Here is a 13,290-nt window from a genome sequence, read left to right as displayed (position 1 = left end):
TTCTTTTCCCGAGCGAAGAGGCGCGGGCCGGGTCGGCGGTGACGGAGTGCCCGGTGAGGTGAGCGTCGGGGTGCGGTGGGCGAGCCTGCGGGACGCCCGGGCGGCTGCCCCGCTCACAGCGCTGCTCGACCCCGTCGAGCGCGCCCGGCACGAGGCGATCGTCCGGGCCGACGACCGGGGCCGGTTCCTGCTCGGCTGCGCCCTCAGCCGTATCGCCCTGGGGGAGCTGCTCGGCGTGTCGCCGGCCGAGGTCCCGCTGCGCCGTGTGTGCCCGCGCTGCGGCGGCCCGCACGGCAAGCCCCGGCTCGCGGTGCCGCACGGCTCGCCGTTCGCCGACGTCGACTTCTCCGTGACGCACAGCGGTGACGTCGTGGGCGTGGCCGTCGCGCGTGGCGCAAACGTGGGGCTCGACGTCGAGGAGACCGGGAGCGGCGCGGCGCTCGACGTCGACACGGTGGCGCCCGTGGCGCTGACCGACGCCGAGATCGCCGCCCTGAACGCCCACCCGCTCGCCGAGCGGGCGTCGGCCTTCCTGCGGATGTGGACGCGCAAGGAGGCCGTACTGAAGGCCCTCGGCGTGGGCCTGACCGTACCGCTGCGCCACCTCGAGGTGTCGGCACCCCCGCTCCCCCCGAAGGTCCTGTCCTGGCCGGACCAGCGGACCGCGCCGAGAGCCCTGGCGATGGCCGACATGGACGTAGTGACGGGTTCGAGGCACCTACCGGCGACAGCGACGCTAGCCGCGACCGAGGCAACCGCCCTGAGCCTCCACCACCACGACGGCACAGCAACGCTGACGCCGTACACCACCTCGCCACCACCACCCTGACGGCCCACGTCCCGCCCCGGTCCCAAGGGCCTCGTCCCGTTAACCCAGAGGCACCGGTGCGGCGGAAGTGCCGTCGACGAGGCGTGCTCCAGCCAGCAAAAACGCCCCCCCGTGGGGAGGGCGGAGACTTGCGCGCCCGGCAGGACTGGAACCTGCGGCCAAGCGCTCAGAGGCCCGGAGCTGGCCTACGGCCGCCGGTAGGCCGTCTGGTCGACACCCGCTTCCGGCTTCCTGCTGAAGGACACGTAGGCGGGGTGCTCAAGGTCTCCAACCTGCATGAGGGCGAAGAGATCAAGGTCATGGTTCGCGAACCTGTGGAGGTACTGGAGGAACAACTCCAACTCCTCGTCCGACAACCGCTCGTCGTGCCGCTCATTGCGCATGCCCGTCACGATACGAGCCGAAGGGCTACGACCTTGACGCGGAACTGTCCCGCCAGCGGTTGACGGGGATCTCGTAGACGATCTCGCAAGATCGCTGCGCGAGCAAGGTTGCCAGGCAGGCTACGTCGGCGTACCGCCGTGCGTCGGCATGACGCCGAGCTGCTGGAGGAAGCCGAGCAGGTCCTTGTCCGACCACTTCTCCGCGAGCCTGCCGTTTTCGACGCGGTGAATCACCGTCGCCGTCATCGTGACCTGATTCCCGGTCGCCGGAATGCCGGGCAGGTCCCTTTCGTGCACTCCACGGGCCGTCATCCGGGTGACCACTTTGTCGCCTTCCGCGATCTGGTCCTCGATCTCATGGACCCCGGGAGTGGCCTCCCAGAAGAGGCGGAAGGCTTGCTTGAGCCCTTCGCGACCGGACCCGAGCCCTGGGAACGGGGCCGGGGAGTGGTCTTGGTAGTCCTCGGCCACGAGTTCGTCCATGGCCTCCAAGTTGCCCTTGTCGATCTCCGCGTAGAAACGGCGAACCAACCTCTTGTTCTCTTCGCTCGACATGGGAGACCCCTCTGTGCGCGTTGCGTACCGCCGGAACCGGTCTGCACGACCGGAAGCATGACCCGCCCCGGCACGGGGCCCCGCCTGCGCCTCGCCGGGCTTCCGGGTGCATCACCCGGAAGCATCCATGCGCACGTGTGTCGAGGGGCAGCGGCCTGACCTCAAGCGGCGCCTGGACGCTGCGGGAAATCTCCCCGAGCCGGCCGAAGCGGGCTGAGGCTTCCCGTCGAAAACTTCGAGACGTATTCGACACAGCCACCCGCGAAACCCGGTGACAGCCGCAGAGCCCCGGAACCTCCCCATGACTGCCGGGGGAGTTTCCGGGCTTCGGCGTGGCGAGTGAAACGTGCTCTGAGCAGCAAAAACGCCCTCCCATAGGGAGGGCGGAGACTTGCGCCCCCGGCAGGACTCGAACCTGCGGCCAAGCGCTTAGAAGGCGCTTGGTGAGATCACCGGTGCACGTCCTCTGACCTCGCGTTCTTCGACTGACGACTGTGGACGCGCGGCGTCTTCGACACGCATTCGGCAGAGGGGCGGACGCCGGGTGTCTGCTGAAGCCACCCGCCCGGGGTATCCGCCTGAACATGCTTGCTCTGGTTGCTTACCGCTCGTACCACGGCGCAACGACGGTGTGGGCCTTCGTGATTGCCCTTCTCATCGTGCTGGTGGCGGGCTGGTACATCCGACGCCAAAGGTAGGCGCACCACCCGCAGACCTGCTGCCCAGGTCTCGCGGGCCGCTACGGACGATTGATCGGGATCTCGTAGACGATCTCGCAGTGAGCGGCGGGCACCACGATGTCCGCCGTCTCCACGGGCCGCCCCTGGTCGCTGTAGTACGTCCGCCGAATATGCGTGACGAGAGCGGCCTTCTGGATGCCCAGGAGTGACGCCTCCTCGGCGGTCGCCTGCCGCGGCTCCGGCTGCTCCACGGCGTGGCCGACGGTGATGCCGATCGCGGCCATGCGGTTCACGACACCCGCACCGGCATGCGGCCCTCCCTCGGGCAAGACGACGAGAGTGCCGGCCGTGAGGTCGTACGGCTCCCAACTCGTCGACAACTGCACGGGCCTGCCGTCGGCCAGGAACTCGTACGTCGTACGGACGCACAGCTCGCCCTCGTCGATGCCGAGCCGCGCCGCGATCTCGGCCGGTGCCGGCACCTTGGCGTCGGTCCGGCTCTCCCAGTCCCCTTGCCTGCCGACGGCCTTCATGTCTGCGCGGAAGGGCGAGCCGTTGGGCTGCTCGCGCGCCGAGGAACGGACCACCCGCACGCGCTGCCGCGGCTCGGCGACATACGTGCCTGATCCGGCACGACCCTCCAGCACGCCCTGGGAGATCAACAACTCCTGAGCCCGGCGGACCACGTTCTCGCCCACGCCGCACTCTTCGCCGATCTGGGCGCGGGAGGGCAGGCGATCTCCCGGCTCCCACACGTGCTCCGCGATCCGCCGCCGGAGTTCGTCGGCGATGCGGAGATAGGGCGGCTGATCAGGCATATGGAAAATCTAGTCCACTAGCTCTAATCTAGTTAACTAGCTTCACTGAAAGTGATCGCTGGTGACGGAGGCTGCCCTGTGCCCGCTTCGGGAGTTAGCGCGGCGGCCCTCGCCGCCCGGCTGTCCGCCCTCGGGCTGCTCACGCGAGTGGAGGTGCACCCCCGTCACACGTCGGTGGAGGCGGAGGTGCCGGAAGAGCTCTCCGCCGAGTCATGGCGGGAGGTCCTGGACGTGGTGGCTGGAGCCGATCGATTCGGGCTCCTCGCCACCAGCCTGAACGGCCGCACCCTCTGGGCGGTCGTACGCAAAGCGGTCCCCACGACGGGCGATGTCGGGGGACCGGGCAATCAGCGATAGGAGCTGATCAGCGTGCTCAACCGTATCCGCCGGCTTGTCGCCCTCACCAGAGGGCGAAAGGGCCGGCATCGCCGCTCGTTACCGCCCATGCCAGGCTCCTCCACCACCCCGGACGCGCCCACGCTCAGCCTGTGCCGTGTCTCCGACGCCTCCGACAGCGCACCGCGCCGGTATTCGCTCGCGGGCGAGGACGTCGCGCTCGTCCGTCCGTACGTTCTGGCCTGGGAGCAGCGTGCACGACTCCGTCCGGTGGTCGTCGCTCCCCGTCTGTCGGCCGAAGCATGGTCGTCCCTCGCGGGGGTCCGATGATGTCTTCTCGCCGACAACCACACGTTTCGAGCGCCTCGCCCGCCCCCTACCGCTCGGCCCACTGCCGCATCGGAACCCACCTCGCCTGTGCGGACTTCGCTCCTGCACCGCCCCCGGTGGACCTCCCCGTGATCTACGAGGCCTGTGACTGCCCCTGCCACCCGGTGGCTGACCAGGTTGCCTCCACGGAGGTGAACCGGTGAAGGGATGGAGCCCCGGCGGCATGCTGGTCGCCAACGTCGAAATCACCTCGACCACAGTGCAACGCGGCGACATCATCCAACTCGGCGGCCGGGCATGCCGCGTGAGCGACCTCTTCCAGCTTCCGCACGGGGCCAAGCAATTGGTCCTCGACTCGGGAGAGCTGCTGACCATTCACACGCGGACCCGGCTCATCGCCGTACGGCCGCTGAGACGGCGGTGACGGAGGCCGTGCCTTCCCGCCATCACGACATCGCCGACGATCTGCGACGCCAGATCACGGCGGGCCGCTTGGAGGCCGGCGAGCGCTTGCCCTCCGAAGCTGCACTGGCCGACGGGTACAAGGTCAGCACCGTCACGCTGCGGCGGGCACTGGCCGTGCTCCAGGGCGAAGGCCTCGTCGACAAGATCCACGGAAAGGGAAACTTCGTCCGCCGCCGTAGCCGCAAGACGGTGTACGTAGGCGGCTGGGGCACGCTTGACCCCTGGACCGCCGCCGAAGCCTCCCTGCGCGTCACCGTCCGCAGTACGACGGTGCAGGCTCACGGGCATCTCACGACCTTGCTCAAGGTGCCAATGGGCAGCCCCCTGGCCGAGTTCTTCTGCGTCAGCCTCGAAGGGGACGCCCCGCACGGGATGGCCTACATCTACCTCCCGCGTGACCTGGCCCCGGCAGGGGTGTTCGACGACGAGTCCGTGTGCAGGGAGGCGGTATCGAGATTTGCCGTCCTCGGCCCACCGCCGGCCACCATCCGGGAGACGGTGTGCGCTCGCCCGCCGACGCCAGATGAGACCTCGGTCCTGCGGATCAGCTCAGCCTCACCCGTCCTCGCGATCACCCGCGCCGCGACCGACACCACCGGCCGAGTCGTCGAAGCCGCCCGCCTGGTGTTTCCCGGGGACCGCGTCGACGTGGTCTTCACCACCCACCACACGACCGACGAAAGGCAGACGCAAGGATGACGGCACGTAATGAACTGCGGCTCCTCCCATGGTCGGGATCGGAGGGCAAGCCCTGCTACCTGAGTACCGATGACTGGGGCGGCTTCATGGCCCGCCTGGCCGACGGCATCGAGGCAGACCAACTCGACTCGGGGGCAAACTTGTTGGAGGAGGCCTCCGAAACCCTCGACGACGGTGACGCGGACCCGCAGGAAGTGCAGCTCCTGGCACAAGAACTGACTGGAGCCCTGCGAGACGTCCTCCGCGTCGCAACCAGCCGCGGACACCGCCTGGCGGCGAACGAACCACACAGCACCTGAACGAGGGGCGTGAGCGGCGCCCGCCTTCGATAGGCCTCCCGGCGGGAGGGGAACCCGAGCACAGACCCGGGCTCCCCTCCCGTCGCGTTCTATGCGGGCCCCGACCGATGCGCCGCATGCCGGTGCCAGGGCCCTTCACGCCTGGCCCGTCGGAACCTCGACCGACGACAGTCAGCCACGACGGCGGGCGCGCCAACCGACCACGCACGCGTATGCCTCGTTGGACGGAAACTGAGACGGCAGAGCCAGACCGACGTCAGTTGCTGGTGACTGCGACCAGGAGACCGATGACCGTGGCCATGAGCATCATCGCGGTTAGCGCACCGGCGAACGGGGCGGCCCAGGCGGGGCGATACAGAAGCAGGGCCAAGACGCCAGCGCCGACGAGCAGCGTGACCATGACCAGCAGAAGGATCAACAGCAGGCTACTCAAAGTCATGCCTCCTCCGCTTTCCGACTGGAGGGCGCTGCGGCAGCTCGCTCGCTGTGCCGGGCGCCAAGCCGCTTGAGCTTGCGACGGACCCGCTCGCCATATGCGGTCGGTCGCCCCGCCCCGGCCGCCACCTGCCCCCAGTTGTCCTTGCTGTGCGCCCACTCAATAGCGAGACGCTCCTCTGCCACTTGCATCTGGCCGAGCACCGAGTCGATACGTGGGTCGGCGAACCTATCGCTGAGTAGCACAGCTTCCGGACTGCGCCGGTCGGTGAGGACATCGGCGAGTGTCATGCCCTCGCTGACTGAACTGCTCAGCAGGGCGACTTGTTTTCCGCGGACCCTGCGTTCCCACAGTGGTTGCAACTGCAGATGCTCGCGGCGACTGTGTCGCTGCAGCAGGTCGGCGACGACGGGATCGTCCGTGATGCCAGCGCCTAGCTGGTCGACCCAGTCGCCGAGGAGGGCGTTCTCCACCGCTTCGCGCCAGCGCTCCGGGTGGTCCAGTCCCAGCCAAGTGCGGCTAAAGGAGTCCACCGTGTCCGCGTCACCCTCGATAGCGGCATTACGAGCAACGAGGGCAGCGAGCACCCCCCTTCGGGTGACGAGAGGGAGCGGCACACTGAGGGATGACGCCACCTCAGTAAGAGCGGAGCCAAGAAGGCTGTCGATCACGACCAGGCAGTCCTGCTTGGTGCAGCGACATTTGCGGCTATTTGGTTGACATCGGTGGGCCTCCAGGCTTACCCGCCACCGCGAAATATTCGCGATCACACGAAGCGCAAGACTGGAGGCGTCGCCTTCGATCAGAGGTGAGTCATCCTGCCCCGTGTCATGGCGCTGGCCGTTTGGCCCTGCCCACGGGTGAAGAGGGCGCCCCGTGCGCCAGGACTCCGCCTGCAACTCCGTATAGAGGGCCAACCCCTCCAGTGACGGGGCCGGCAGGGGGAGCTCGATCTTAATGAGGAGGGTGACCCGCGGAACTCCGTCTTCGCCGACGATGACCTCTCCATCCTTGGGCTGACGCGGACGGTGAGGGCGAAGCGCGCTCACAAAGTCGCCAGCGAACAGACGGTGGTGCATGCAGTCCTCCCTGAAAGGCTTGTGCGTACGAGGCTTCTACCTCTAGGCGCGGCACCACCGCAGTTCGGCAATCTTTTTCTCGGCCTGCCTATGACCCCAGTCACCTTGGTGAGCTGCGACTTACGCCATCAGCTTGGGAAGCTGAGGGGAAACATCGTCGATTCGGTCCCTGAACTGGGCGAACGGCCGCTTCGCGGCTCCGGTCAGGGCCGTCGCTGTCACCGTGGTTCCCCGCCGTATCTGGGTGCGCTTGGTGCGTCTGGAGCTCTGGACGTCACGGCCGCAGTAGGTGATCTTGATCGTGCACCAGGTAGGTGTTGTTTCAGACCGCGCCGCAGCCTGTGGATACGCGCACCTCTAGGCATTGGTCGACGGCGCGGGTTCCCGACGATGCTCCAGCCATGTGCGGCTTAGGTCGCCCCAGATCGCCTGATACTGACCAAAGATCTCGTTCAGCTGATCGAACGTGAGCTCGTCGGCGGCCGTCGAGGCCACGAGGTATTCGAGGTCATCGGCAAGTCGCTGGAATCGGTACTGCGCTTCCTCCATCAGAACCCACCGGGAGCGCCAGTTGAAGAACGGTTCGACGGCTCCTAGCAGCGTCACCAGCGCTACACACGCCAGGGCCAGACCAGCCCAGGTGTTGAGGTTCTGCAGGCCCAGGATGACGGTGGACGCAGCCGACAGTACGAGCGTCGCCACCTTGGTGACGGCGGCACTACGACTGAACCGCTTCTTCTTGCCGCGGGCGTAGCCGTTGCCCTGACGAATCTTGTCCAACAGGAGGGCGGCAACCTCCCTCGGGCTGAGACCAACGCCCAGGTCACTGTCCGGCTGCACTTCGTCCCCCAAGCTCTGTCGCCACCTTGCAGCTCGCTGCCCTGGCAATCGCGCGCCTAGCGTAGCCGCTCGAGGCTCCCACAACGGAAGGTGATCTGGCGGTCTGAGTGGCTCTGACCTTGCACTTCCGAGTCAGGGTGGCGGGATTTGACCCGCGACCTCTTCGTTCCGAACTCTCGGCTGGGAGGTCATTGAGACGCTGATGGGCTGGTCAGTCGGCCATCGAGGGGTGTTGGCGGTCAGCCGCGGTCACGGTGGTTGCTGTACTCCGCTGCTATTCAGCGGTCACGGGATCAGGAAAGCCGCGCGGCCTCGTGCAGTGCGTCGAAAACCATCGCGTCGACGGCCGAGACCCGGTCCCGATCGGCGTAGCGGAACCACGCCTTCTCGGCGATCTCCCTCGACGGGGTCAGCTCACCGCGGTGATCGGCGGTGTAACAGATCATCCTGAAGGGGCCGTGATCCGGATGGCCCTCGCCGATCTCGAAAGTGCCGAAGTGCACCATGGAACCGGGATCGATCGTCGCCTGCAGTTCTTCGTCGATCTCCCGCACCAGGGTCTCTGCGTCGGACTCGCCCAGCTCACGATGACCGCCCGGGAAGTAGAAGCGATCTCTGCCGTGACTACGCGTCACCAAAACCCGGTCGTCCCGAACCAGGACCCACGCCACCTTCTCCGGCACACCGTTGCCATTCACCATGGCTCGGACCGTATCGGAGGGCATCGCCTGCGTCCGCACCGTCCATCCCCAGCCTCGCTGCTGGCAAGTCCACATGAGGGAGCTGGGCTGGCGGGAGCGTAACGCCGAGCTTTGGAGGACGACCGCTTCGTCCCGAAGCAACTTGGGCGGGCCTTCGACCTTGGGTCGGTGTTCCTCTCACCTGCTGCGATGGTCCACAGACGTCCGCGCACGTCCGCCGCTGTTCGTTGGCGTTGTCACGCAGTTAGACACGCACCCGGTGCGCAGGATGGCCCAGGCCAGAGCGGGGTGGGGGTGGTCACCCGCGGACGCCGTCTCGTTGGTCGGCCTCGCAGGGCCCAGCGACGGCCCAGACCGGCGGCCCTGGCCGCCTCGATGCCCTGCGTGATCTGGCCGTGGCCGATCTTGAGCGCCCGGTACGGCTCCTCGCCGAGAGGAGAGGCGGACGCTGCGCGTGATGTGGAGAAGAGGGGGCCGCGATGAGCCGTTCCTGTTTCTTCACCGCCTGGGTGACGCGGCCCGGGCTGATGCACAGCCGCTCGGCGGTGCGGCTGAAGTGCAGCTCCTCCGCGAGCGTCAGAAAGATCTCGATTTCCCGCACCTGCACGCGCGGACCCGAATTTTTTAGTCCAGAGTCAACAGACTTGACCAGGAACGGAGTTGATGCCCTGCGGACACCAGGGAAGACTGGGGCACGCCCCGCCCTTGGCCGGGGGTACGCGCGCAGGCAGCACCAGCTGCCTCTCCAGGAGGTGCCGTGCCTGTCGGATATCTGATCACCGTGGCCGTCGTCGCGATCGGCACGTGGTGCGCGCTGCGGCCGGTGCCGTGGGAGCATCCGCTGGGACGTCCCAGCTACATCTTCGGTCTGGCTGCCAACGAGCTGCCCTTCGCCGCCTTCTTCTGGATGCTGCTGGTCCCGACGGCACTGGCCTTCTCCGAGGGCGACATCGACTCGCCGGCTGCCTGGGCGATCGTCGGGCTGGCCGTCGTGACCCTGCCCGGGCTCGCGGTGATCGCCCACCGTGCCTGGGGCGAGCGGGACCGGATTGAGCGCGCTATGACCGAGGGGCTCGGCGACGGGTGGCGCGCATCCATCGACGCGGACCTCGGCGAAGGGCTGCGGCGCAGGCGCCCATGGACCCGCATTGTGTTCGTCCCCATCTTCCGGCGCCGCTGGGACGTCCGGCGCGTGGCCAACCTGTCGTACGGGGACGCGGGCCGCCGCAACCTGCTGGACGTGTACCACCACCGGTCGCGGCCCAAGGGTGCGCCCGTGCTGATCCACATGCACGGTGGCCACTACAGCGGCGGTCGCAAGAACAGCCAGTCGCTCCCCCTCCACTACCGGCTGGCGAGCCGTGGCTGGGTGACCATCAGCGCCAACTACCGGCTGAAGCCCCAGGTCCGGCACCCGGAGCACATGATCGACCTGAAGAAGGTGATCGCCTGGGCGCGGGAGCACGCCCAGGAGTACGGCGCCGATCCGTCGACCTTGTTCCTGGCGGGCAGTTCGGCGGGCGGCCACATGAGCTCCATCGCCGCACTGACCCCGAACGACCCCGCGTTCCAGCCGGGTTTCGAGGAAGCCGACACCTCGGTCAGCGGGGTCGTCGTGCTGAACGGCTTCCTGGGCGCGTACTGGCACCAGGGTCCTGAGTCGTCCCCGCTGGGCCATGCCCGGCCGGACGCGCCGCCCATGCTGATCGTCCACGGGGACCTGGACCCGCTGGTGCCCGCGGCCGACATCCGAGAGGTGGCCGATGGGCTGCGCGGCGCCTCCGATAACCCGGTCGTCTACGCCGAGTTGCGCGGCGGGCACCACGCCTTCGACCTGTACCACTCGCTCCGCTTCGAGGCGGTGGTCGACGCGGTCGAGGCGTTCACTGCCTGGGTGCGGTCGGGCGAGCGGTCGTCCCGGGCGTGACGACCACCGCCCGTGGCCGGTCCGTGACGCGGAGGGTGCCGCCCACGCGGACCACCTCGTAAGTGGCGGAGGGCGTGCTCGTGAGGCCGGGGACGGTCACCCGCGCGGCGCTGATCTGTCAGCACATGACCAGCGACCGCGACCAGGCCATCGCTGATCGGCTCGGAGCCATGATCCGTAAGGGTGGGGGAGAGGCCGTCTCGGACTAGAGGATCCGGCCTCCACGCAGCCGTAGTGGCACGCGTGTGGCACGACCCCGGACACGACGAAGGGCCAGCCTGGGAGGAAACCCTCCTGAGCTGGCCCTTTCGCTGTGCCCCCGGCAGGATTCGAACCTGCGACACCCGCTTTAGGAGTTCGATCCCACCCCTACGCGGCCGTGATCCAGCGCGTGCCCATGTGCCATCGTCGGGTGCTGACTGTCGCGGCTGTTCGTGGTCGTTGTCTGCGTTGGATGTCAGCCGGCCGCTCGCTGTCAAGTGGCTGGCCGTCCTCCCGGCTCTTGCCGCCGATTCGTCTCGTCGACGCTGGGCGTCGTGTCACAGTGCACCCATGCGCGCATTCATCAAGGGGATAGGTAGCCTCGCAGTCCTTGCCGCCCTGCTGTTTGGTGCGGTGGAGGGCGTAGCCTTCTTGGCGAGGTACGTGGGGCGACAAGTTTTCCATGGCGTGAACCCTACGGTTGCTGCTGCAGCCGTAACGGCGATGGCAACGGTTCTCGTAACCGTTGCCACATTGGTTATTGGACGCTACCTCGAACGCCGGAAATCTGTCGAGGCAGAGATTCGAGCCAGCAAAATTCCCGTCTACACCAGGCTTGTAAGTGGACTCATGAGGACGGTCATGAACCCCGACTCTTCGAACGCAGATGAAGTGGCACAGTTCCTGCGGGAAATCACGCCAGATCTCATTACATGGGCTTCCGACGATGTTCTGCTTGCCTGGTCAAAATTCAAGCGGGAAGCGCAAGTTCTCGAAGCTGAGGATACGATATTTAGCTTCGAGGAACTCTTGTCCGCAATTCGCCGAGATTTCGGGCACGGCGGCAGGCAGGTGAAGGAGGGGGACCTCCTCGCTCTCTTCATCAATGATATCGACGAACAGTTGACCCGGCGGCGCGCCCACAGAGGCGCCGTGTGAGCACTCTGAGCTGGTGTTAGGTAGCGGTTGCACCAACGCGCTTTCCAACTGCGTTGACGCCTCATAGGGCTGCGTGCAGGGCCATTCACCTGCGTTTACGGTCGGCTGGTCGCCGGAGCGGCTACGGGCTTCGGTCCCGTCTGAACATCCGTGAACGGCGCTGAATGAGATGGAAACTGAGACGGACGAGGGGGCCAGGCTCGCTAGGATCTTCGCTGTTGAAGGGGGAGTTATGGCACTGGTCCGCAAAGGATCACGACGGATCGTCATCGACGGCACGGCTTACCGTTGGCGGCTGCGAGGCCTACCGACGTACTTACGGGGGCTGGCTTGGTCGCCGTGCACGTTCGCGGTCGAGCATGCGGTCACTTCGGGGACAACGCTCGTGGTCGCCACCGACCAGCCCCATCCGAGCAACTGGGTCGGCCGCGAGGCTGAGCCAGTACTGCCATCTCGTGTTGCTGCAGCTGTCCGCCTTGCCCTGCGTGAGGGTTGGTCCCCGACGGTTGCGGGCTCCGCGTTCTACCTCGACCAGTCCGCCGGCTTCGCACCCTCGCACTGAACAAGCGAGGACGAAACGTACTGTGCCGGGAGCCCTCAGCTTGGGAAGCCGCGGCACTTTGGGGCCACCTTGAACGCTGACCTGGGCGAATTCATGGTTCGTAGCCTCGTTGGGCTCGGCCAGTTTCACCGTGGTTCCCCGCTGTTCCCCGCTCGATCTGGTGCGGTAGTGGTGCGTAGGCGGTTGCTGAAGGAGCAGCGCCCTCAATCGTCAAAAACTTGGTACTGGTGTCTGCTCATGGCTTGGCACCGAGCCCAGCATGCCCAGGCGAGGCGGCTTGTCAGTCCCTGCTGCTACAACATGACCATGACCGACGACCCCGAGCAGACGGCCGGATACGTCTACATCCTCGTGAACTCATCCGTCCCGGACCTGGTCAAAATCGGGTTGACCAGGGGCACTTCCAAGGCGCGCGCAAGTGATCTCTCCCGCAATACTGGAATCCCGACGCCTTTCGTCGTCGCTTATGACGAACTAGTTGCCGACTGTGTAGAGGTCGAGAAGCGCCTGCATGAGAAATTCTCGCATCAGCGAGTCAATGGGCGTAGGGAGTTCTTTCGCGTCACCGCTAAAGAGGCGATTGATGCTCTCCAAAAGATCGCACGCTTCTCGCCTTTTCTCGACGATGTAGAAATTACCAGGATTAACGTATTGCCAGCCTTCGATGCCCGGTGTCGACGCTGGCTAAGGCGTGACCTGGTGGGTCTCGGCTACCTTCAGACAGCCATGACCTGCGCGCTGGAGACGGTGCGTCAGGAATCATTTGCATCGAGCGATCTAAAGGTTGATAGAGTCGATCTCGACTTCATAGGGAGTGGCGGTAGTCCGACCTTCGACCCGACGCGGGATCCAGAGGAAAATGCGCGCATCTTGCTTGAGATGGATAGCTATTCGCTCATAATGTGCTTCGATTTCATTGAGTATGAAGTCGCCATGTGGATCGATAAAGAATACACGGAGTATGGCCGCATCCCCTTTATTTCTCGGCAGCCAAACTACGAATGGCGAGGCGAGGCGTGATCGAGGTCGACGGAGCGATTTTGGGCTGGAGCTGCTTTGGTGCGAGTGATCATGGCCCCGTAAGCTTCCGGCGCGTCGGGCAGTCTGTGGACCTGCCGATGCGGAGCTTGTTCAGGAGGGTGCCGGCTTCATCGAGCAGTGCGATGTCGTGGTGGTCGGTGGCCCAGTCGATGCCGCAGAACACGCTGGTC

The 13,290-nt window shown here is 66.3% G+C and carries 17 protein-coding genes; 9 read left to right on the top strand and 8 right to left on the bottom strand.

All coding sequences use genetic code 11. The annotated features are described in order from the left end of the window. Window positions 1–58: 58 nt before the first annotated feature. Complete coding sequence (locus ACFYXA_RS28980; RefSeq protein ID WP_389038350.1) at window positions 59–829, top strand: 4'-phosphopantetheinyl transferase family protein; 771 nt, start codon at window positions 59–61, stop codon at window positions 827–829. Window positions 830–1,014: 185 nt separating this feature from the next. Here ACFYXA_RS28980 and ACFYXA_RS28975 read toward each other — a convergent pair whose 3' ends face one another. From ACFYXA_RS28975 to ACFYXA_RS28965, 3 genes are all read right to left on the bottom strand, one after another. Beyond that, a complete protein-coding gene (locus tag ACFYXA_RS28975; protein ID WP_389038347.1) occupies window positions 1,015–1,212 on the bottom strand; it encodes a hypothetical protein in 198 nt (65 codons plus the stop codon). Window positions 1,213–1,332: 120 nt separating this feature from the next. Beyond that, a complete protein-coding gene (locus ACFYXA_RS28970) occupies window positions 1,333–1,767 on the bottom strand; it encodes an ester cyclase (RefSeq protein WP_389038344.1) in 435 nt (144 codons plus the stop codon). Between the two features lie 739 nt (window positions 1,768–2,506). Beyond that, on the bottom strand, window positions 2,507–3,265 hold the full coding sequence (locus tag ACFYXA_RS28965) for a GntR family transcriptional regulator (RefSeq protein WP_389038341.1): 759 nt from the start codon (window positions 3,263–3,265) through the stop codon (window positions 2,507–2,509). Window positions 3,266–3,343: 78 nt separating this feature from the next. Here ACFYXA_RS28965 and ACFYXA_RS28960 point away from each other — a divergent pair, with 78 nt between their 5' ends. The 5 genes from ACFYXA_RS28960 to ACFYXA_RS28940 all read left to right on the top strand — a co-directional run bounded on the left by ACFYXA_RS28960 (window position 3,344) and on the right by ACFYXA_RS28940 (window position 5,394). After that, window positions 3,344–3,622, top strand: coding sequence for a hypothetical protein (locus ACFYXA_RS28960; RefSeq protein ID WP_389038337.1), 279 nt, complete (start codon window positions 3,344–3,346; stop codon window positions 3,620–3,622). A gap of 87 nt (window positions 3,623–3,709) precedes the next feature. Further along, window positions 3,710–3,931 (top strand): hypothetical protein, encoded by a 222-nt coding sequence (locus ACFYXA_RS28955; RefSeq protein ID WP_389038334.1) that lies wholly within the window; start codon window positions 3,710–3,712, stop codon window positions 3,929–3,931. A 223-nt stretch (window positions 3,932–4,154) separates the two neighbouring features. Continuing rightward, window positions 4,155–4,355, top strand: a complete 201-nt coding sequence (locus ACFYXA_RS28950) for a hypothetical protein (RefSeq protein ID WP_389038885.1) — start codon at window positions 4,155–4,157, stop codon at window positions 4,353–4,355. After that, window positions 4,352–5,095 carry a GntR family transcriptional regulator gene (locus tag ACFYXA_RS28945; protein WP_389038331.1) on the top strand — a complete coding sequence of 248 codons (744 nt, stop codon included), beginning with the start codon at window positions 4,352–4,354 and terminating at the stop codon, window positions 5,093–5,095. Before ACFYXA_RS28950 ends, ACFYXA_RS28945 begins: the two co-directional genes overlap by 4 nt. Next, window positions 5,092–5,394 carry a hypothetical protein gene (locus ACFYXA_RS28940; protein ID WP_389038329.1) on the top strand — a complete coding sequence of 101 codons (303 nt, stop codon included), beginning with the start codon at window positions 5,092–5,094 and terminating at the stop codon, window positions 5,392–5,394. Before ACFYXA_RS28945 ends, ACFYXA_RS28940 begins: the two co-directional genes overlap by 4 nt. A 256-nt stretch (window positions 5,395–5,650) precedes the next feature. On the opposite strand, the gene ACFYXA_RS28935 is transcribed toward ACFYXA_RS28940, so the two are convergent. The 5 genes from ACFYXA_RS28935 to ACFYXA_RS28915 form a co-directional block, all read right to left on the bottom strand. Beyond that, window positions 5,651–5,833 (bottom strand): hypothetical protein, encoded by a 183-nt coding sequence (locus ACFYXA_RS28935; protein WP_389038326.1) that lies wholly within the window; start codon window positions 5,831–5,833, stop codon window positions 5,651–5,653. Next, complete coding sequence (locus tag ACFYXA_RS28930) at window positions 5,830–6,909, bottom strand: hypothetical protein (RefSeq protein WP_389038323.1); 1,080 nt, start codon at window positions 6,907–6,909, stop codon at window positions 5,830–5,832. Before ACFYXA_RS28930 ends, ACFYXA_RS28935 begins: the two co-directional genes overlap by 4 nt. A gap of 357 nt (window positions 6,910–7,266) precedes the next feature. Then, window positions 7,267–7,761 (bottom strand): DUF4231 domain-containing protein, encoded by a 495-nt coding sequence (locus ACFYXA_RS28925; RefSeq protein WP_389038320.1) that lies wholly within the window; start codon window positions 7,759–7,761, stop codon window positions 7,267–7,269. Window positions 7,762–8,042: 281 nt separating this feature from the next. Further along, complete coding sequence (locus ACFYXA_RS28920; protein ID WP_389038317.1) at window positions 8,043–8,450, bottom strand: NUDIX domain-containing protein; 408 nt, start codon at window positions 8,448–8,450, stop codon at window positions 8,043–8,045. Between the two features lie 298 nt (window positions 8,451–8,748). Continuing rightward, complete coding sequence (locus ACFYXA_RS28915; RefSeq protein WP_389038314.1) at window positions 8,749–9,288, bottom strand: LysR family transcriptional regulator; 540 nt, start codon at window positions 9,286–9,288, stop codon at window positions 8,749–8,751. On the opposite strand from ACFYXA_RS28915, the gene ACFYXA_RS28910 reads away from it, so the two are divergent. The 3 genes from ACFYXA_RS28910 to ACFYXA_RS28900 all read left to right on the top strand — a co-directional run bounded on the left by ACFYXA_RS28910 (window position 9,208) and on the right by ACFYXA_RS28900 (window position 13,099). Then, the gene (locus ACFYXA_RS28910) at window positions 9,208–10,377 is read left to right on the top strand and encodes an alpha/beta hydrolase (RefSeq protein ID WP_389038311.1); all 1,170 of its coding nucleotides are present in this window, start codon (window positions 9,208–9,210) and stop codon (window positions 10,375–10,377) included. The genes ACFYXA_RS28915 and ACFYXA_RS28910 overlap by 81 nt on opposite strands. 552 nt (window positions 10,378–10,929) lie before the next feature. Next, complete coding sequence (locus tag ACFYXA_RS28905) at window positions 10,930–11,517, top strand: hypothetical protein (RefSeq protein WP_389038308.1); 588 nt, start codon at window positions 10,930–10,932, stop codon at window positions 11,515–11,517. 868 nt (window positions 11,518–12,385) lie between these two features. Continuing rightward, entirely contained in the window at window positions 12,386–13,099 is a 714-nt protein-coding gene (locus ACFYXA_RS28900; protein WP_389038305.1) for a GIY-YIG nuclease family protein, read from the top strand. Window positions 13,100–13,290: the final 191 nt, after the last annotated feature.

The organism is Streptomyces sp. NPDC002566 (assembly GCF_042889585.1).
Lineage (GTDB): Bacteria > Actinomycetota > Actinomycetes > Streptomycetales > Streptomycetaceae > Streptomyces.
Note: the sequence above shows the minus strand (reverse complement) of the source record. Positions and strands in the feature narration are given on the sequence as shown.